The following is a 20,343-nucleotide window of genomic DNA, read 5'->3' as shown; positions in this document are numbered from 1 at the left end:
CATAGGCAGTCTAAAAAGTTACTGCCTGAACTATACTGCTGGCAGTGACTCCTTTCAAGACAGCTAAATATTCCCCTGTTACCTGATACTGAATTATAGTATCGCTAACAAAAGCGCCTGTTCCTTGATAAATATTTAACTGGCTAAAAGCCAGGGGGCTAATTAAATCAATTTTGTCTTGATTTAGGGTAAAATCAGCAATCACATCGGCAGCGGAAGCGTCTGTTCCACCAGTATCGATCGCGAGGGCAAACACATCAAAACCCAATCCGCCTGTGAGAGTGTCGGCACCAATTTCTCCACATAAGTAATCATTGCCCCCGTCGCCAAACAATATATCGTCACCATCGCCGCCGTAAATGCGATCGTTTTCCTTACCTGAGTAAATCAAGTCAGAACCGCCGTCACCCCGAATGAATTCAATGCCTTGGCCGCCAAAAATAATGTCATTGCCATCACCGCCGCTAATACCATCATCACCTTTTTGTCCGTAAAGCAAATCATCCCCTGCTTTGCCATGAAGATAGTCATTGCCGGGGCGTGCGTAGATAATGTCATTCAATGGCGATCCTGTGACGCGATCATCTTTGTCTGTCAAACCGATTACTGATTTGTTCAACAAGGTTTTGACATCGCCTAAGTTATCGTTATCGCTGATATTGACTGTGAGAGGGGCGACGAGATTATTATACAAAGTGTCTGTGCTGGTAGTGGCGTGGCTAATTGGGCTGACACGATCGCCCTCAACAACCGCATCGTTAACCGCAGTCACCGTTACCGTTTGAGCGACATTCCAATTGGCGGGAGTAAAAGTAAGGGCCCGTTGGCTGAGTGTAACTTGAGTTTCAGGGGTAATGGCGACCGTGACATTAGCAGTTGGCTGAGTATTTAGTCGCACTTTGTATATATCGCTGCCCAAGCTTTCGAGTACGTCGGTACTGCCAAGTGGTTGAAGGAAAATGACAGCGGGAGTACCTGGAGTTGGCGTGGGAGTCGGAGTCGGAGTCGGAGTCGGAGTTGTTGTCGGAGTTGGAGTGATTGTGGGAGTCGGAGTTGTTGTCGGAGTTGGAGTTGTTGTCGGAGTCGGCGTGGGAATCAGAGTTGGCGTCGGAATCGGAGTTGGCGTCGGAATCGGAGTTGGAGTTGGAGTCGGAGTTGGAGTTGGAATCGGAGTTGGCGTCGGAATCGGAGTTGGCGTCGGAATCGGAGTTGGCGTCGGAATGTTAACAGTAAAACTGCCTAAATTGCTACCTAAAACTTGATTGCCAAAAGTATCTTTTACTTGTGATGCTTGCAAATTAACAGCGTAACTGCCATTATCTGTATCATCCCAACTTCCCCCAGGTGGAGTTAGAGAATAAGTTGCCGTGCGAGGTGTACCGTTACTATTAGTATCGACGCTGACAAATGTAGCGGGAATTGCACCACCTGACCAGTTTACTACCAGATCGGAATTATCTAAACTGCTAACATCAACTCCACTGCTATCAGTGAAAGTAACTGTCAATGTCTGACTTGTGCCGCCCGCTGTAGTAATGTTAGAAATTGCACCCAAGTTACCAGTAGGTGCGGTGATATTAGCAGTACGAATTAGTTGAGTGGCAGCGACATTGTTATTAGTCGCAATATCATTGGCTTTAGCAGCAAGTACATCAACTGTGACGGGGCCATCAGCATTCGGAGTAACGGTAAAATTATAAGTCGTGGCGCTACCTGTAAAGCCGCTCACCGTACCGTTAGTAACATTAATGCCACTCGAACTAAATCCTGTTACATTTTCACTGAAAGTTGCTGTGACTAAAAATGGTGCGTTTGTGGTTGTTGGGGAGGCGGATATTAAGGCAACTGTGGGTGCAATGCCATCAATAACTATTGCTTTGGAAGCACCCAAAGAATTCGCTGCACCCGGAGTTACTAAAGTTAAGATGGCGTCACCATTGGCAGCATTCTTAATAGTACCCCCGCTCAGGGATAAAGCAGTTGTGGAAAAATAGTCTAAATCGGTACTGTTATCACCTGCGGCTACAGTGTAGCGGAATGTTAAAGTATTGCTACCTGTTCCTGAAACGTAATTGGCAACAGGAATTACACCAGCTAAACTTAGTTTTGGCGTACCAGTGACGTTGACTGTTTGAGAGAATTGAACGGTGATGTCGATCAATGTACCAATACCGTAAGTCCCGTCTGCTGTGGTGGCACTGACACTGGTAACGGTGGGGACGGGATTAATTGTGATGTCGGCGGTTTCGGTAGTGCTGCTGAAAACGCTGGATGTCGTGTTAGTAGTTTGGTCTGTGGTGTAGTCGGCTACACCGCCGTTAGTGCCAGTAATTTGATCCCAGGCGGCAAAGGTAATGACGTTAACAACAGTGCCGTTATAACCTGCAGTGGGAACCAACCGGATTTTGGTATTAGCATCACTGGCTAATAGTAAGGCGTTGGTGGTAGAAACGGTTGGGGTATTATTCCAGGTTGTGCCGTCGGTGGTGTATTGCCAAGTGCCGTTAGTGGTGTCGAGGTTGGTGATGGCAATACCTTGTAAGGCACTGGCGTTGGGATCGGTGATTTTTGTACCGCCGAGGTTGGCGATGATGGTGCTAATTAATGTACCTGTACTAGCGCTGTCGTTTTGGTTTTGGGGGTTGAGAGTGGGGATGCCGGAATTATCGAGGGTGGGAGAATCGTTGACTAAAACGCTGACGGTGGTGGGTGTGGAGGCGGTGCCGTCGGTGGCAGTGTATTGAAAGGTGTCTACACCGTTGAATCCGGCGTTGGGGGTGTAGAAGATTTCTCTACCAGCATCGATGGCGATCGCATTGACAACATCTTCCGCATTCGGGTCAAAGGTAGCATCGGCAACACCTGTGGTGGGGTTTAATTTAGCGATATAGTTGCGGGTACTACCGCCGATGGTGGTGATGAACTCGCCGCCCACTATGGGGTTGCCACTGCTGTCAAGGGCGATCTCATTGACAACACGATCCGCATTCGGGTTGAAGGTAGCATCAGCAACACCTGTGGTGGGGTTTAATTTAGCGATATAGTTGCGGGTACTACCGCCGATGGTGGTGAAACCGCCGCCCACTATGGGGTTGCCACTGCTGTCAAGGGCGATCGCATTGACATTACTATTAGCATTCGGGTTGAAGGTAGCATCAGCAACACCTGTGGTGGGGTTTAATTTAGCTATTCTATTGCGGGTACTACCGCCGATGGTGGTGAATTGGCCGCCCACTATGGGGTTGCTACTGCTGTCAAGGGCGATCGCATTGACAAAAGCATCCGCATTCGGGTCAAAGGTAGCATCGGCAACACCTGTGGTGGGGTTTAATTTAGCTATTCTATTGCGGGTACTACCGCCGATGGTGGTGAAATAGCCGCCCACTATGGGGTTGCCACTGCTGTCAAGGGCGATCGCATTGACAACAGCATCCGCATTAGGATTGAAGGTAGCATCAGCAACACCTGTGGTGGGGTTTAATTTAGCGATATAGTTGCGGGTACTACCGCCGATGGTGGTGAAATTGCCGCCCACTATGGGGTTGCCACTGCTGTCAAGGGCGATCGCATTGACAAAACTATCCGCAATCGGATTGAAGGTACCATCGGCAACACCTGTGGTGGGGTTTAATTTAGCTATTCTATTGCGGGTACTACCGCCGATGGTGTTGAAATAGCCGCCCACTATGGGGTTGCCACTGCTGTCTAAGGCGATCGCTTCGACAGTATTATCCGCATTCGGATTGAAGGTGCTATCTACCGTGCCATCGCTATTCAACCGAGCGATATAGTTACGTGCAACTCCGCCGATGCTGATGAAATCGCCGCCGACATAAATCGCATCATTAATAATCGCTGTACCGTTGGTAGGGGCGGTGGCGATGCTTTGTACATTTAGTCTTCCGGTGCCGCTGTCGTTGGCTAATACGTCTATTTTTGTGGCGGTTGGAGATCCGCTGACGAGGAGGGCTTTGTTGTCGGGGTTGGCTGTTGTAGGTAGAATGTGACTGTAGGCTGGGGCGTTAATTGGTGTGGCTTGAATTGTGCCGATTTTTACTTCTAGTTCCCAGTCGCCGCCTAATGCTCGATTCCCAGTTTTGTTATTCGATGCGGCGATGTTTGCCCCTGTTAATTGATGCAGCTTTTGAATGAATTGTAATCCGGTTTCTGTGGCGGCTACATCACATCCATAGAGGAGGATATCAGCATTTTTGGTTAATGCTTTCCCCCACTGTTGAATTTTGTGGCTGAATTGTGGTAAGTTCTGATTGCTTATGGTTTCTGAGCCGAGGTTTAAACTGCCTGGACTGCCGTGAGAGATAATGTGGATAGCTTCTATATTTTGTTTAGTTGCTAACCTTTCGGTAATTTGCTCAACGCCATCCCGCGTTTCATCTAGGATAATTGCTTCAGCATTTTGGGAAACACCGCTAATTAAACTCTGGTAATCTTCTACATTTGAGTCAATAAAAACTAGATTTGAAACATTTTTTGGCTGTATCATTATGCACCATCTTTACTTTTTAAGTTTTATATATCTCATTCAAATAGGACTTACAGCAGATTCCACGTTTAGGAAGTACCCCCGCCTATCGTTCTATCCCCGTAGGGACACGGCGAAAGCCTTTGTCCCTACACTTCATCAACTAGCATCTGATTGCGAGCTACGCCTAAAGTCCTTACGATTGCTTTGTTCCTCGCAATGACATTACCAAGGACTTCCAATCATCGTAAATCCCGACCAATAATAAGGATGGGAGAGATTTTCATTACCCAGTTTAGCTAATTCTGGCGGCAATTCTAAATCCTTATTTGAGTTTGACAAAATTAAACGACCATTTTCAATGCGAACTTGACCTTCGATCATAGCAATTTGAGCCTGCCGCAAAGCTTCAGCTTTAATCGGCGCAACTTTCAAGTGATGGTAAAATTCAGCCATTAACCCTAAAGTACCTTCATCGCTGACAGACCAAAGACTCGCCAAAACAGACTTCACCCCCGCTTGCACAGCTAACCCCGCAAAACCTAATTCGGTGTCGTCATCACCCACAGCAGTTTTACAAGCGCTCAACACCAATAGCTCAACTTTAGGTGGCTGATTCCACCCTAGTTCGCGCACGCGATCGAGTGTTAGCCTGCTATCTGATAACTGAATGTAAGAATTGCTCGGCGATCCTGACTTAAAGTATCCGTGAGTAGCGAGGTGAATAATCCGAAAGGCTTGGGCGGTGCGTTGCGACCTCAGATTATTGAGAGTAAAGGTTTGGTTGAGGAAAGATTCGCCTTTCCATTCGGAGGCAATAGCGTCAAGTTCTGCAGGTACTGCTAGCAAGGGTTTGTTATTGGTAAATTGCGAGGCTCCCATTGCTAAAACGTCAGCATCTTTAACGCTTTCATAGCTAGTATCGGTTAAGTTGACGCTGGGAATGAGTCCGATGCTGTATTTTTCTACTAGAAATTGAGAACCGTCATGGAGGGCGGCTAAGGGGAGCGATCGCAACCCCGCATCCATACTAAAAACTAGGGTGTCGATGCCCTCAGCTTTCAAATCAGCTTCCAAGGGAGCAATTATCCACTGGTAAAGTTGTTGGGATGCTGGCAAATAGCTCTGAGTATTGATTTTGCTGGGACTAAGGAGTTCCGATCTGAAATTGGCGACGACTTGCATCAGAGTTTCGCGCCGGGCGGCGGGGATGCTTTTGTGAATTGGGATGCCTGTAGGGGGAACGATGATCAGGTCTAATTGTTCGGGGCGAGCTAAGGTGTAGATAATGGCTGGTTTTTTACCAGTTTGGCTAGCGATCGCTCTAATTCTTTGCTGTATGGCCGTAAAAGATTGCAAATCCCGCCTGATTTGCTGGTTAATGTATGAGCCAACTTGTTCACTGTAGAAGATATCGATAAAGAAACTGGCTTGTGGGATATCACCTCTATCGATTAGGCGTGTGATATCGCTGGGGCTAACTCTACTTAGAGGCGATGCCGTTTGGACAACTTCGCTTACCCAATCGGATCTGTAGTTAAAAAGAGATTCAATTCTATTAATGCTATTCAGGTTGCCAGATTGGGCGATCGCATTGGTAATTGAAATATCCGGTAAAGGGAAGGTGGCATCAAGAGACGGAGATAAAGTTGGTGTCGGAGTAGGTAATGGCATCGGGGCTAGCCTTTCAGGCGCAATGGAGGGCACAACTAATATCGGAGACGGTATTGCTTGTGGAATTGGCGCGGGTGATGGCGTTGGTTCTGGTATTAAAGATGGCGCAGGTGATGGCGTTGGTTCTGGTATTAAAGATGGCGCAGGTGATGGCGTTGGTTCTGGTATTAAAGATGGCGCGGGTGATGGGGATGCCGTTGGTTGTGGGGTTGGAGATGGTGTCGGTTCCGGTGTCGGTTCCGGTGTTGGAGATGGCGTCGGTTCCGGTGTTGGAGATGGTGTCGGTTCCGGTGTCGGTTCCGGCGTTGGAGATGGTGTCGCTTCCGGTGTTGGTTCCGGCGTTGGAGATGGTGTCGGTTCCGGCGTCGGCGATGGTGTCGGTTCCGGCGTCGGCGATGGTGTCGGTTCCGGCGTCGGCGATGGTGTCGGTTCTGGTGTTGACGATGGCGCGGAAGAACTGATCGCAATATTGCCCTGAGTGTAAGTGCTAGGTGGCACGGGCACCGCAAACTGTGGCGAAATTGTCTCGGAACCTGATGTAATGGCTCCCGTCGTCCCATTCGTTCTCGCATCGCCGACAATAAAAGGTGTAGTAGTGCCCCCTGCGTGACGAATAGTAATCGCGCCGCCACCCGTGCCATTAGCGCTGGAAATGCTCACATTTACACCGTTACTATCTGTAAAAGTGCCGCTGACTGTGAGAAGATTGCCAGCCGTAAGGTCAATACTGCCGCCAGTAGACTGAAGAGTACCTGTAACGGCGATGTCGCTGGCAGCTTTGAGAGTAATATTACCGCCAGAAGTCGCGATCGCATCCAGCGCAATGTCCCCTGCTGATTCCAAAATCACAGGCCCGCCTTCTGTCGAAATCGCTCCCACTCCGATGCTATTGCCCGAAGCAACACCGGGCGAAGCAAAAAATGTCTCCCCTGCTGTCGTATTCGGCGGCACATTGGCAGCATTCGCCAGAGTCGAAACGCCCGATCGCAGAATTAAAGCTGCACTACCTGAAAGCACCGCCGCATCTGGATCGGCGGAACCTGACAAAGTAGTATCTGGCCCTGTGATGGTAATATCTCCCGCCGCGATCGCGCCTTTTGCTTCTACCTTAAGTGAGGTTCCAGTATAATCACCAAATCTCACATCTCCGTCGGAGCTAATAATCGGGTCGTACAAACTCAAAAAACTGCCACCGTTGCCAGACAATGTGAGAATACTTACATTACCTCCCGCAGCGAAGTGAGCATCACCGGAAACATTGCCGTTGCTCAATAATGTGATATCCCCTGCAGATTGGAATGCAGGGTTAGGGTAATTTAGCGCGAAGATATCAATATTTTGATTACCTTGTATAGTAAGATTTCCGCCCGCGATCGCCCTGAAAGCGTTATTTCCATCCCGCACCCGCACCGTATCTCCTGCCAACAGATACAAGTTGTTCTCAGTAAGTAGCTGGCTTTCTACCAAAGTGAGATTACGTGCTGCCGAGAGTGTAGCATTCTGACTATTAACAGTAGAACTAGCGATCGCCACATCCCCGCTTTCCACCCTCAAACCCGCCGTCAAAACCACTTCTCCTGCACCGTTAACGGAGATACCAGTAGCAGAGTTCGTACCTGCGCCCGCAAGCAATTGCGGAAGAGACAAAGGCAGAGATAATTGCCTATCCTGTGCCAACAATCCCCCGTCAACAACCCCTATTTCTAAATTTAATAAATGTCCTTCTTGACTAAGACGAACAGCATTTTTACCGGGAACAGCAGCGACAATAATATTACCTTGGGGAGCATTGAGGGAACCAGTGTTGACAATTGTGCCGCCAATTAAACTTATACTTTGCCCCGGCATGACTGCTAAATTACCTGCATTAATGATACTTCCCGGTTGGCTGAGATTAAAGTAAAAAGTGTTCGGAGTTCCTATCAGCGTACTGTAATCGTTCGCTCCTGCAACATTGAACAAACCGGAATCAAAACCGATGTTAGTAGCAGTAGTAGCTGTAAAAGCAGCCGGAAGATTCAAGCTAGCATTAGGGCCAAAGATAATGCCCGAAGGATTGATTAAAAACAGGTTGGAATTGCCGCCACTTACTTGAATTAAACCGTTAATAATAGAAGGATTGCCGCCTACTACCCGTCCTAAGATGTTGCGAATAGCGGGATGAGAGATAAAATTAGCAATCTGCCCTTCGCTAAGCCCAAACTGTTGAAAACTGTGGAAAAGATTGGCTCCATCTCTAGAAGTTTGGCCACCTGTGATATTGAAGCGATCGCCGTTGTCAGGTATGACAGTAGTGCCAGTGCGATCGGATGCGGGAACAATGGGTTGTCCTTGTACCACCGCTGTACTCAAAATAGTGGCTGCGATCGCTAGCATTGCAGCACCCTGTATAGAAAAGAAGGCTAGTTTCATTAGCTTTGAGCTGGCAGAGCACGTATCTGACAATTATAACTTTAAGGTATTAGCTGCTCAGTGCGGTCAACTGCGGCGTAAACTTAGCGATTAAGAACCTCGTCACCATCAGGGCGGTTGCTATACCTGAAACCCACATTCTGCACCCTCAACTGTCACAATCGGTTTTTACTTATTTTTAGCCAGCAATAAAGCTATAATTTATAGCTTTATACCGTACATTGACTGATAAAAAACGTTTTAAAGCCATAATTTTTTATTTTAAAAATAGAGTTTTCTGCGTAATTATGCTGTGTCACACCTCAAGCAGCGTAATGTGGGCTGAAAATCAAAGCAAAAGTGCGATCGACTGCTGAGGCATCCTATGCACTAGGCGATCGCACTCGGGGCAACCAGAAAGTATTTGCAGGCTGGCACCCGAAAAACTAAACATTTGTTAACAAACCTTTTTTTTGCCTTTCTAACGCGCTATTCTCTACACATAGCTGGTGCGTTTTGACTGCGCGTTAATTTTTACCATAAAAATCAATATGCTCTCTATTCCAGGCGTTGCCGTCCAGACACTTCTCTATGAAAGCGCCAACTCTCTGGTTTACCGAGCCATTCGGGAAGCAGATAACCAGCCGATTATCCTCAAACTGCTCAAAGAAAGCTACCCCACACCTCAAGAATTGGTGCGCTACCGCACGGAATATCGCATCACCCAAGAGCTAAAAGAGCCAGGAATTGTGCAGGTTTATGACTTGCAAAAATACCAAAACAGCCTCGTGATGTTTGTGGAGGAATTTGGCGGTGAATCCTTGAAAATTTGGATGCAGCACCGCTCCTTTAGTCTAAAGGAGTTTCTGCAAATTGCGATCGCCACCACCGAAGCATTAGGGCAAATTCACAGGGCAAACGTCATCCACAAAGATATTAACCCTTCTAATATTGTTTACAACCCGGAAACGAAACAATTAAAAATTATTGACTTTGGCATTTCCACTCAGCTAAGCCGAGAAACACCGATACTGAAAAACCCCGGAGTTCTTGAAGGAACTCTCGCTTATATATCGCCGGAACAAACTGGTAGGATGAATCGCACTCTCGATTACCGGACGGACTTTTACTCGCTCGGCGTCACCTTCTACGAATTGCTGACAGGAAAGCTGCCTTTTGAAACAACCGATGCTTTAGAGCTAGTCCATTGCCACATTGCCAGACAGCCGCTTTCACCCCACGAAATCAAGCCAGGAATCCCTCTAATTCTCTCGCTTCTTGTCAGTAAATTGATGGCGAAAAATGCCGAAAACCGCTATCAAACAGCAGGGGGGCTAAAGCACGATCTAGAAATGTGTCTGGTTCAATTACAAGAAACCGATAGCATAGAACAATTTGACTTGGGAACGCAGGATATTACAGACCGTTTCCTAATTCCCGAAAAACTCTATGGCAGAGAAACTGAAGTTAATAATCTATTAGCAGCTTTTGAACGAGTCAGTACAGGTAGCGCCGAAATGATGCTGGTAGCTGGCTTTTCGGGAATTGGTAAAACCGCAGTAGTGAACGAAGTCCATAAGCCGATCGCCCGACAGCGTGGCTATTTTATTAAAGGCAAATACGACCAATTTCAACGCAATATTCCCTTCAGTGCATTTGTGCAAGCATTTCGGGAATTGATGGGGCAATTATTATCAGAATCAGATGCTCAATTACAAACATGGAAAACCCTGATTCTGACAGCAGTAGGCGAGAGCGGGCAAGTGCTGATTGAGGTAATTCCTGAGTTAGAACGCATCATTGGTGTTCAAAGTCCTGCACTAGAATTGTCCGGGAGTGCCGCCCAAAATCGCTTCAATCTGCTGATGCAAAAATTTGTGCAAGTATTTACCACAGTAGAACATCCCTTAGTAATGTTTTTGGACGATTTGCAGTGGGCAGATTCGGCATCCCTGAAGTTGCTACAACTGTTAATGCAGGATAGGGGGCATCTGTTAGTATTGGGTGCTTATCGAGATAATGAAGTCTCCCCTGTTCATCCGTTTATGTTGACGGTGGATGAAATTATCAAGTCTGGGGCAGTGGTGAATACTATTACCCTGCAACCGTTGAGTTTAGAAGATCTCAATCAGTTGGTAGCAGATACGCTGATTTGCGATTTATCCTTAGCTCAAACCTTAACAAAGTTGGTTTATCAAAAAGCTAAAGGAAATCCCTTTTTCTCTACTCAATTCCTCAAGTCTTTATATGAAGATGGGCTGATTAGCTTTGATTGGGATGTACGGCATTGGCAGTGCGATATTGATCAAGTTACATTTGCCGATGCCTCGGATGTGGTGGAGTTTATGGCGGCGCAATTACAGAAGTTGCCCAGAGAAACTCAGGATGTTCTCAAGTTGGCGGCTTGCATTGGGGCGCAGTTTGATTTAGATACATTGGCAATAGTCAACGAAGAATTACCTGAACCAACAGCATCAACATTGTGGAAAGCTTTGCAAGAAGGACTTATTTTACCTATTACAGAAGGCTATAACTTTATTCAAATAGATGCTCAATCGCCTACTAATTATGTCGCTAATCCAATTTATAAGTTCCTGCACGATCGCGTCCAGCAAGCGGCTTATTCCCTAATTCCTGAAAACCAAAAACAAGCCACTCATCTCAAAATCGGACAGTTACTCTTACAAAAATATTCGGAACTAGAAAGAGAGGGAAAACTATTTGATATTGTGGGCCATTTAAATCAAGGAATTGAGTTAATCAATCAATTAAGCGAACGAGAAGCTTTAGCTCTACTCAACTTAGAAGCGGGAGGTAAGGCAAGAAGTTCTACCGCCTATGCTGCGGCAAATATCTATCTGCAAACAGGGATTGAGCTACTGGCAGCCAACTGCTGGCAAAGTCAGTATGAGTTGACCCTGAATCTTTATGTTGCTGCTACCGAAGCTGCCTATTTGAATGCTGACCTTGAGGTTATGGAACAGATGGCAGCACAGGTATTGCAGAATGCTCAGACAATTTTAGACAAAATCAAAATTTACGAAATTTTAATTGCCGCCCAGACAGCCCAGGGCAAGATGTTGGAGGCGATCGCAGTCGGTAGAGATGCCTTGGGACAATTGGGTGTTGAACTATTTACCGAACCTGATAAAGCCACGATTGGTAAAGCGTTACAAGCCCTGGCTGGCCAACTTCAGGACAGACAGATCGAGCAACTGTTTGACTTGCCTGTGATGACCGATCTTCAGACTCGCGCTGCTATGCAACTCTTAAGAATGTTATGTGCACCCATTTTTCAAGCAATGCCGAGTCTAACGCCCCTAGTTAGCTCTACTATGGTGAGTTTATCGCTCTCCTTTGGGAATGCACCCGCATCGACGGTGGGGTATGCGATGCACGGGATGGTGCTGTGTGGTTTTTTGGGAGAGGTAGAAACAGGCTATCGCTTTGGCAAATTGGCACTTTCATTGCTGGATCGGTTCAATGTGCCGGAATTCAAGTCCATGATTCTGTTTGTGTTTGGTTGCTTTATTCAGCATCACCAAGAATCTCTCTTGGCAACGGTAACGACGCTGAAAGATGGCTACACGGCCGGCATGGAAACTGGCGACTTTCTATGGGCTGGCTACAACATACATATTTACTTTTCTGCCAACTTTTGGGGTGGGGTAGAACTAGAGACTTGGGAACCCGAACTAGCAGATTACAGCACAGCCTTAGATCTGGTGAATCACTATGCTGCTCAGGATTCTTTGGATCGGATGCGGCAGACGGTGCAGAACTTGACGGAATGTGTGAGTCAACCGGATTGCTTAATAGGAACTGCATACGATGAAACTGTAATGATTCGTCAGTACTATCAGAACAATCAATTCACCGCGCTCGTTTTTATCTACATCAACAAACTACTTCTTGCTTACTCGTTTGGCAATTATTCGGCTGCCATATACCACATTACCCCAGTTAAGTCGTATTTGATCGCCATATCAGGAAATGTTCTTGTTCCCATTTTCCATTTTTATGCAGCACTGACGTATCTGGCACTCTTCCACACCCAGATAGAAACCGAACAAGCTGAAATTCTTGCCCTTGTGGAAAATCATCAAACGACTCTGCAACAGTGGGCGCAAAATGCTCCCATGAATCATCTGCATAAATGGTATTTAGTTGAGGCAGAACGGCATCGAGTATTGGGCAATAAATCTGAGGCGATTGAAATGTACGATCGCGCCATTGCTGGAGCTAAACAAAATCTATTCCTCAATGAAGAAGCACTAGCCAACGAACTAGCCGCCAAGTTTTATCTAGAATGGGGCAAAGAAAAAATTGCTCAAGCCTACATGATTGAGGCGTATTATTGTTATGCCCAATGGGGAGCCACTGCGAAGGTTAGAAATTTAGAAACGCGATTTTCCCAGTTATTAAAACCAATTCAACAGGAAAATAAAAACACTAAAAATACCGCAACAGTGACGATCACTGGTTCAGGTAATAACTTAGATATCACCACAGTAATGAAGGCTTCTCAAGCAATTGCTGGCGAGATACTGCTGGATAAGTTACTGTCTAGCTTAATGAAAATTTTGATTGAAAGTGCAGGCGCGCACAGAGGATATCTAATTTTATTAAGCCGGGGTAAGCTGTTAGTTGAAGCTGAAGGCACAATAAATTCCCAACAAGTCACCGTGTTGCAGTCAATCCCCGTTGAACATTGTCAGGAACTTTCCTCGGCAATTGTCAATTATGTAGCCCGCACTCAAGAAAGTGTGGTACTAGATGATGCGGTTCGAGAGGGACAATTTACCAACGACGCCTACATCCAAAAAAATCAGCCCAAATCAATTCTCTGCGTGCCGCTGATTAACCAAGCTCAAATCGTCAGTATTGTTTACCTAGAAAATAACCTGACAGCAGGAGCTTTTACGCCAGAAAGAGTGGAATTATTAAAAATGTTATCTGGACAGGCGGCGATCTCGATTCAAAATTCTCAACTCTATACAGAAGTCCGCGAAAGTGAGAACAGGCTAACTCAATTTTTAGAAGCAATTCCAGTGGGGGTGTCAGTGCTGGATGCTTCTGGCAAACCTTACTATAGTAATCAAGCTGCTATTCAATTATTAGGTAAAGGAGTTATTCCTGAAGTCACCAGCGAGCAACTACCAGAGGTTTATCAAATCTATCAAGCTGGAACAGAGGAGGAATATCCCTCTGCCGAATTGCCAACTACGCGGGCGTTGAGTGGAGAAAGTGCCACTGTAGATGATATGGAAATTCACCAAGGCAACAAGATTATTCCGATCGAAGCTTGGGGTACACCAATTTATGATGAAAACGACAATATTTCTTATGCAATTGTAGCCTTTCAAGATATCACAGAGCGCAAAAAAGCCGAAACTGAGCGAATCAGGTTTACCAATGAACTGTTCCAACTCAACAAAGCTTACGAGCGTTTTGTCCCCCATCAATTCCTCCAGTTTCTAGAGAAAGCAAGCATTATAGATGTGGAATTGGGCGACCAAGTTCAGTTAGAAATGTCGGTGCTATTTTCCGATATTCGCGACTTCACCACGCTTTCGGAAAGTATGACGCCGGAGGATAATTTCAAATTTATCAATTCCTATCTTTCTCGTATGGAACCTGTTATTAATGAAAATAATGGTTTTATTGATAAATATATTGGCGATGCGATTATGGCGCTGTTTAGCGGCGAGGCGAATCATGCGGTGAAAGCCGGAATTGCTATGCTGCACTGCCTCGTTGAATACAATCAAAATCGCGCCCATTGTGGTTATCCACCGATTCAGATTGGGATTGGCATCAATACTGGAACTTTGATGCTGGGCACGGTGGGCGGTCAAAATCGCATGGAGGGCACAGTAATTTCCGATGCGGTAAATTTAGCTTCTCGCGTGGAAAGTTTGACGAAAAATTATGGGGTGTCGCTATTAATCACCCAGGAAACTTACTCGCGTTTAGAAAATCTATCCCAGTACGCAATCCGCACTCTCGATACGGTCAAAGTCAAGGGCAAATCTGAATTAGTAACAGTTTATGAGGTGTTTGATGCTGATCCGCCTGAAATCAAAGCGGGCAAGTTAGCTACGCTGGAATTGTTTGCAGAAGCTAGGGCAAATTACTTGCAAGGGAAGTTTGCTGAAGCGACTGGGCTGTTTTCCGAGTGTTGGCGTCAGAATCAGGGCGATCGCGTGGCTAAAATTTACTGGGAACGCTGTCAGTCTACTTTAAGAAATCGCACAAAAATCAAAGACCGGCCACACAATTTAGATTAATCATAAAAGTCCAAAGCTCGATCGCTACATTGTTGGAAGGGGAGATCATTTTCATTTTTCACCAGTGGTATTGGGGCGACGGTTGGGTGCAGTCTCGGTTGGAGGGAGTGTGGGTGCTGCCACTGAATTTGGGGCAAACAGCTAGTTTGTTGCGGCTGCGGGAGTTTTTGGCGGGTAAGCAGAAAGTCTCAGAGTGATGTGAAGGGCGATCGCTTCATTGAGGACTAGGATTAGGTCAAGATCCATCACAGCAGCGATCGCCCGCAAGGAGGGCAAAAGCAAGAGTAACCGAATTTTTCTGGCCTTATCTAAACTGATGTTCCGGTGTAAAAACATACCGGAACATCAGTTTAGATTTTTTGCCCTATTCGGTATGCAACATTGGCTGTAAGTTTGGGACTAGAAAATTTGGCAAAATATTTTCCTAAATCTGACTTTTCCTCATCGAAAGGCACCTTCATGTTAGTTTCGTTACTCCTTAGTATGTCTATTTTATGATTTGCAGCTAACTGGTCAAACCACTCATAAAAGTGGGAGCTATTGTTATCAATAAACAAGAAAAGTGAGCCGATTTTTGCCCTATCAAATAAGTGAGCGAAGTATTCCTCGGCTGAGTCCCGCAGGCTAAATACTTCTGACATAAAGTAAATCATTGTAAAAAGGTCTGACTGAAAATACTTTATGTTAGATTTCCAGTCATCACGTTTAGTGACATCTAGTGGCAGCCAAGAAGTTGATATGCGAAATTCGAGGTCTTCTACTTTGTCATTAACGTCACTCCAAGATTCTGCCCAGCTTTTCTCCCGATCGTAGAGGTGAAACTGTATGTTCGGTGACTTTTTGTTCGTCATCAAGTATTTGAGGATTCCCAAGAAATCGCTGCCTGGTCCTCCTCCAATACAAGCTACCTTGACTTTTTGGTTGTCAAAAAGATTACCTAAAACAGTATTTTGCTGAATAATACTACATACCAAATTAGAATGGGATGTTACGTAGGCATAAATATAAGCAAACCTAGTCGTCGGGTCACTATAATTTATGTTACATTCCTGTGATAGTTTAGAATATTTTTTTTGCAGGTCTTCTAGTTCGTCCTTAATTACCTTATCCTTTTCAGCTTCATTTCCTGGAATTTCGGCATAAGCTTCATCAAGAACAGATTTAATTATTTGAAAGCAATTCATAGTACATAGCTAATTGACACCAGTCTCATCTTAACTCACGATTCAGGATTTGGTTGGTGAATACATAAAAAATTATGTATATTACAAAAAGTAATTATCCTTGTCTTGTTAAAATGCTAAAATTAGCTTTACATGATTAATGGTAAAGCTGGGCAGTGATTGTGTCAACAACTGTATATTTATAAATTTCAGTAAAACGTAATCAGCGAGCAGAGTTATGTATACTCAACTTTCATTGTGGGAAGAGCCAAAAGCAGAAAGCCAGAAGCACGGTCAGCAATTATCTCTGCCTGATGCCGAAGTAATCATGTACCGCGACTTCTTCAATAACAATGAGAGCAACGAGATATTGGCGGAATTGTACCGCACTATTAATTGGAAGCAAGAGGTGACTCGGCTTTTCGGCAAGCAAGTCGCTATACCGCGACTTACCGCATGGTACGGAGATGCAGGTAAATCTTACACTTACTCCAACATAAAAATGGAGCCTAATCTATGGACACCTACACTCATAACAATCAAATCTAAAATAGAAGCAATAGCAGGTACATTGTTTAACAGCGTGTTGCTTAATCTATATCGCGACGGCAAAGATAGTGTAGCTTGGCACAGTGATGATGAATCAGAGCTTGGTGAAAACCCAGCGATCGGTTCTGTAAGTTTTGGGGCTACTCGTCGTTTTATGCTCAGGCACAAATACCAAAAAGAAACGAAATTAGAAATTCAATTAACTCCTGGAAGCTTCCTGCTCATGAAAGGAGCAACCCAGCATTTTTGGCAACACCAAATCCCGAAAGCAGCCAAAGTTACTGAACCAAGAATCAACCTTACTTTTAGGAAAATAAGCTAAATGAATTCAGGGTAACTTGTAATTTGCATATGCGTTTATATGGCTTTAGTTGCGGTTTTTATAAAAAAATATTGCAATTTTTGTTAACAGTAAAAGTAGCGATTTTAGCACAGCAATAAAAGTACCGCCGAATTAGCGATCGCACGGGAGTGCCGCTGCTAAGGCTGAATTTGGGTCAAACGGCTAGTTTGTTGCGGCTGCGCGGGTTTTTGGGGGGTAAGCAGAAAGGCTCAGACTGATGTGAAGGTCGATCGCACTTCTTTTCTCTCAAAGTCTCATTCTTCACGTTTAGCAATTTTGCCTTAGTGCATCCCCTTAAGTTTTACCTCATCTTTATTCCCTAACTCTTTCAAGTTCCTTAACTAACTCGAAGCTAAATGCGATCAAACTATTGACATAACTTTAGCAACATCTATATTAATAATTCGTAAATAGCTAGGTCGGGAGGAATACAAATCTCGACAAAAATAATTATATCTGAAGATAGACGAACCATAAATTCAACACAGCTAGGCTATATAACTAGCATCAAAGAAACTACTTAAAAATTGCTTATAGTATTGATTGATATAACGAATGATATAAGGAATTGTTAAGTAGGGCTTAAGATAAAAAACAGGAAATTTATGGTACTGAGTATTATTGTTCACGGTGGAGCAAAAACCATCACAGAAGACAAGGTTGCAGCCAACAATGCAGGCTGTACCGCAGCAGCAGAAGCTGGTTGGGCAGTGCTCGCAAGCGGGGGTACAGCAGCAGAAGCTGTTGAGGCAGCTATCCGGGTTCTGGAAGCTGACCAGACATTTAACGCAGGTTTTGGATCGGTTCTCAACAACCAGGGAGAGGTAGAGCTAGACGCAGCGATAATGGAAGGCGGTTCCTTAGGTTGGGGAGCCCTTGCAAATGTTCAAGGCGTGCGCCATCCCATCTCAGTGGCGCGAAAGATTATGGATAAAAAACCCATGTTCTTAGTAGCGGATCACGCAGAACATTTTGCTGCTGAAAGTGGAGCCGAGATGTGTACAAAAGAAGACTTAATCGCGGATGAGCAACAGGAAGAGTGGGAGGAGGAAAAAGAAGTTATTGACCGCCCCAATACGGTTGGTTGTGTAGCTTTGGATAGTAGTGGCACTTTAGTTGCCGGTACCTCAACTGGGGGCACTATGAATAAGCCCGCCGGTCGCGTCGGCGACAGCGCCATTATCGGCTCAGGGTTGTTTGCTGACAGTCAACAGGGCGCTTGCTCGACAACAGGCGATGGCGAGTCGATTATGCCAGTAGTTCTAGCTAAGACGGCGATCGACATTCTAGCGTCCGGCAAGCACCCAGATGAAGCAGCGCAGATCGCCATTGAGACTCTGGCATCTAAGGTGGCAGGAGAAGCTGGGTGCATCCTCATAGACCCTCAAGGGCGGGTTGGCTGGGCGCATAACTCAACCGACATGGCTTGTGCTTATAGAACCTCAGAAATGAACAAGGTGGCTGTCTTCACTAAGAAAAAACAACTCGTCCATCATTGAAATTATTGAGGTTGCATTCTCCCTAGTTGGAGAGTGTGAAAATTCCGCAACTAATATCTTGTTTCCTAGGTATTAAGTAGCTGGACATCAATAAACATTTTTTCAATTTGTAGGGCGGGCATTGCCCACCCTACTTTTAATTATGTCGAGCTACTTAGTGACCGGGGAAACAGTTCAATTCAAACTCTACTTGAAGGTTTATTATGAACTCAACATACGACTTTCCTTACTTTCAGGGTAATTCTCTTTCCGATTTATTTGCTCCAGACATCACAGATGCACGTTATGCGTTCATCCTAAATTACCCTGCAACTGCCAGTTGGGCTGCTTACCCCAACAGAAAAAAATACTTTATTCAAGACGGCAGCAGTGAAGCCACCAAAACTTCCTTCGACAAGATTGGTCAGAAGGAACCTTGGAAAAATCTGGCTGTGTTAGGGGATGCCATCCCAGGGATTGTGATTAATCAGCCGCCGAACTCGCTGATGGACTATTGGCGGGAGCATTTTGGCTTCAGCTACAGCAGTATGGAGATGATAGACTGCTCAACTTATCTCGAAGATCTCAGCGTAAGCGATCGCTTTGACAAACTCCTTACTCTATTTCCCTTCGACAATCTCAAAGCTGAAAAACACGCCGTCCATCCCGACATCCACTACCACTTGCTCAGCAAAGCCACGCTAGCAGAATTAGGCGTGCAATGTCCGAAATACCAAACCTACAATCTGTACGAAGTCAATCTCGAAAGCATTCAGTTACCAGAGCAATTCCCCTACTTGATTAAAACATCGCACGGACTTTCTGGAGAAGGCACTTATATTATCAAAAGCGCCAGCGATCTGAACTACTGCTTGCAGGAAGTGAGGAAATATCTGGATATTAAGTTGCTGGATACGATTATTGTCTCGGAATTCGTCAAGAATGAAGTGCAGAACTACTGCGTGCAGTTCTATGTAAGCAAAACGGGAAATATCACGCTTATCGGCACTACCAGCCAACTTGTCACCCCTGAGGGCAGCTATTTAGGGGGACTGATTCACTACCGCGAAACCGACATGAGTAGGTTTTTTGAGATGATTGCCGCTATTGGTAAATATGCTCACCAACAAGGTTATTTCGGCGTTATTGGCTTCGACGTGCTGGAAGACTCTGAGGGACAGTTGTATGCCATAGATGCCAATTTCCGAGTTAATGGCTCGACTCCGCTTTGTGTGCAGCGCCATACCTTACTGGGGCTGGGAAAGGAGGTGGCTCAATATTCCAGTAGCTGGCGAATGGATGGGACTTTGGAATCGATTCTTGTCACGCTGAAACCAGAACTCGATCGCAAGGACTTGATAATCCTGTCGGCTTTAGAGAAGGTTAAATACGGGAAAATCTACACGGAAATTTACGGGATAGTTGCGGGTGAGGATATGAAGGAAATGCAGCACATCGAGGAGAATTTGCACAGTAAGGGATTGCAGCAATTTGGTTAATATCTACTCTACCCATTGCAGCGGTTATGGGGTTTTCCCGCTCATTTAGCGCGCACCACCAACACCGAACAAGGAGCCTCAGCGACAACCTCAGCACTCACCGAACCCTCCAAAATCCGCTTTAAACCAGTCAAACCCCGACAGCCGATCGCAATTAAATCCGCCTTATAAATATTAGCCAAACGCACAATTTCTTCTGCTGGCTGTCCCGAAACAATCTCCAATTCGCTCTGGCAAGGCAACTTTTCCTGATAAGATTGCAGTAACTTCTCCACCTCTCGGTAAGCAATCTCATCTCCCTGAGCGTGAGGTCGATCGACAACCGCGTCAAAATCCGACGTAGCAGAACTCACAACATGAACTAGAATCACCTTGGCCGTCGGTTCTAGCTGAAATTTTCCTACAACTTGCAAAACCCGTTCTGCAAGCTCTGAATTGTCGATCGCTACCAAAACAGTATTCAATACCATGCA

Annotated in this window: 9 protein-coding genes; 4 read left to right on the top strand and 5 right to left on the bottom strand. The window is 45.5% G+C overall.

Going from position 1 to position 20,343, the window contains the following annotated elements; genetic code table 11:
* Nucleotides 1–10: 10 nt before the first annotated feature.
* Together QUA27_RS05510 and QUA27_RS05505 are read right to left on the bottom strand one after the other, a co-directional pair.
* A complete protein-coding gene (locus QUA27_RS05510) occupies nucleotides 11–4,504 on the bottom strand; it encodes a DUF4347 domain-containing protein (protein WP_333066852.1) in 4,494 nt (1,497 codons plus the stop codon).
* A gap of 204 nt (nucleotides 4,505–4,708) precedes the next feature.
* A complete protein-coding gene (locus QUA27_RS05505) occupies nucleotides 4,709–8,533 on the bottom strand; it encodes a CHAT domain-containing protein (protein WP_445251475.1) in 3,825 nt (1,274 codons plus the stop codon).
* Nucleotides 8,534–9,099: 566 nt separating this feature from the next.
* On the opposite strand from QUA27_RS05505, the gene QUA27_RS05500 reads away from it, so the two are divergent.
* The gene (locus QUA27_RS05500; RefSeq protein WP_333066850.1) at nucleotides 9,100–14,838 is read left to right on the top strand and encodes an AAA family ATPase; all 5,739 of its coding nucleotides are present in this window, start codon (nucleotides 9,100–9,102) and stop codon (nucleotides 14,836–14,838) included.
* Between the two features lie 141 nt (nucleotides 14,839–14,979).
* Here the strand turns inward: QUA27_RS05500 and QUA27_RS05495 are convergent, their stop codons facing one another.
* Both QUA27_RS05495 and QUA27_RS05490 read right to left on the bottom strand, forming a co-directional pair.
* Nucleotides 14,980–15,120: a hypothetical protein gene (locus QUA27_RS05495; RefSeq protein ID WP_333066880.1), complete on the bottom strand. Its 141-nt coding sequence runs from the start codon at nucleotides 15,118–15,120 to the stop codon at nucleotides 14,980–14,982.
* 68 nt (nucleotides 15,121–15,188) lie between these two features.
* A complete protein-coding gene (locus QUA27_RS05490) occupies nucleotides 15,189–16,022 on the bottom strand; it encodes a hypothetical protein (protein ID WP_333066849.1) in 834 nt (277 codons plus the stop codon).
* Between the two features lie 217 nt (nucleotides 16,023–16,239).
* Between QUA27_RS05490 and QUA27_RS05485 the strand changes: the two genes are divergently transcribed.
* The 3 genes from QUA27_RS05485 (at nucleotide 16,240) to QUA27_RS05475 (ending at nucleotide 19,870) form a co-directional block, all read left to right on the top strand.
* Nucleotides 16,240–16,872 carry an alpha-ketoglutarate-dependent dioxygenase AlkB family protein gene (locus QUA27_RS05485; protein WP_333066844.1) on the top strand — a complete coding sequence of 211 codons (633 nt, stop codon included), beginning with the start codon at nucleotides 16,240–16,242 and terminating at the stop codon, nucleotides 16,870–16,872.
* A 626-nt stretch (nucleotides 16,873–17,498) separates the two neighbouring features.
* Nucleotides 17,499–18,392 carry an isoaspartyl peptidase/L-asparaginase family protein gene (locus QUA27_RS05480; RefSeq protein WP_333066843.1) on the top strand — a complete coding sequence of 298 codons (894 nt, stop codon included), beginning with the start codon at nucleotides 17,499–17,501 and terminating at the stop codon, nucleotides 18,390–18,392.
* Between the two features lie 203 nt (nucleotides 18,393–18,595).
* Nucleotides 18,596–19,870, top strand: a complete 1,275-nt coding sequence (locus QUA27_RS05475; RefSeq protein WP_333066842.1) for an ATP-grasp domain-containing protein — start codon at nucleotides 18,596–18,598, stop codon at nucleotides 19,868–19,870.
* Between the two features lie 41 nt (nucleotides 19,871–19,911).
* Here the strand turns inward: QUA27_RS05475 and QUA27_RS05470 are convergent, their stop codons facing one another.
* Entirely contained in the window at nucleotides 19,912–20,340 is a 429-nt protein-coding gene (locus QUA27_RS05470; protein ID WP_333066841.1) for a universal stress protein, read from the bottom strand.
* Between the last annotated feature and the right edge of the window lie 3 nt (nucleotides 20,341–20,343).

Source organism: Microcoleus harperi Pol14_C6 (assembly GCF_036701295.1).
GTDB lineage: Bacteria > Cyanobacteriota > Cyanobacteriia > Cyanobacteriales > Microcoleaceae > Microcoleus.
Note: the sequence above shows the minus strand (reverse complement) of the source record. Positions and strands in the feature narration are given on the sequence as shown.

Excerpts from the sequence above, each read along its gene's own strand:
- QUA27_RS05485 (WP_333066844.1), top strand. The coding sequence starts at position 16,240 with ATGTATACTCAACTTTCATTGTGGGAAGAGCCAAAAGCAGAAAGCCAG.
- QUA27_RS05480 (WP_333066843.1), top strand. The coding sequence starts at position 17,499 with ATGGTACTGAGTATTATTGTTCACGGTGGAGCAAAAACCATCACAGAA.
- QUA27_RS05510 (WP_333066852.1), bottom strand. The coding sequence starts at position 4,504 with ATGATACAGCCAAAAAATGTTTCAAATCTAGTTTTTATTGACTCAAAT.
- QUA27_RS05470 (WP_333066841.1), bottom strand. The coding sequence starts at position 20,340 with ATGGTATTGAATACTGTTTTGGTAGCGATCGACAATTCAGAGCTTGCA.
- QUA27_RS05500 (WP_333066850.1), top strand. The coding sequence starts at position 9,100 with ATGCTCTCTATTCCAGGCGTTGCCGTCCAGACACTTCTCTATGAAAGC.
- QUA27_RS05490 (WP_333066849.1), bottom strand. The coding sequence starts at position 16,022 with ATGAATTGCTTTCAAATAATTAAATCTGTTCTTGATGAAGCTTATGCC.
- QUA27_RS05475 (WP_333066842.1), top strand. The coding sequence starts at position 18,596 with ATGAACTCAACATACGACTTTCCTTACTTTCAGGGTAATTCTCTTTCC.
- QUA27_RS05505 (WP_445251475.1), bottom strand. The coding sequence starts at position 8,533 with ATGCTAGCGATCGCAGCCACTATTTTGAGTACAGCGGTGGTACAAGGA.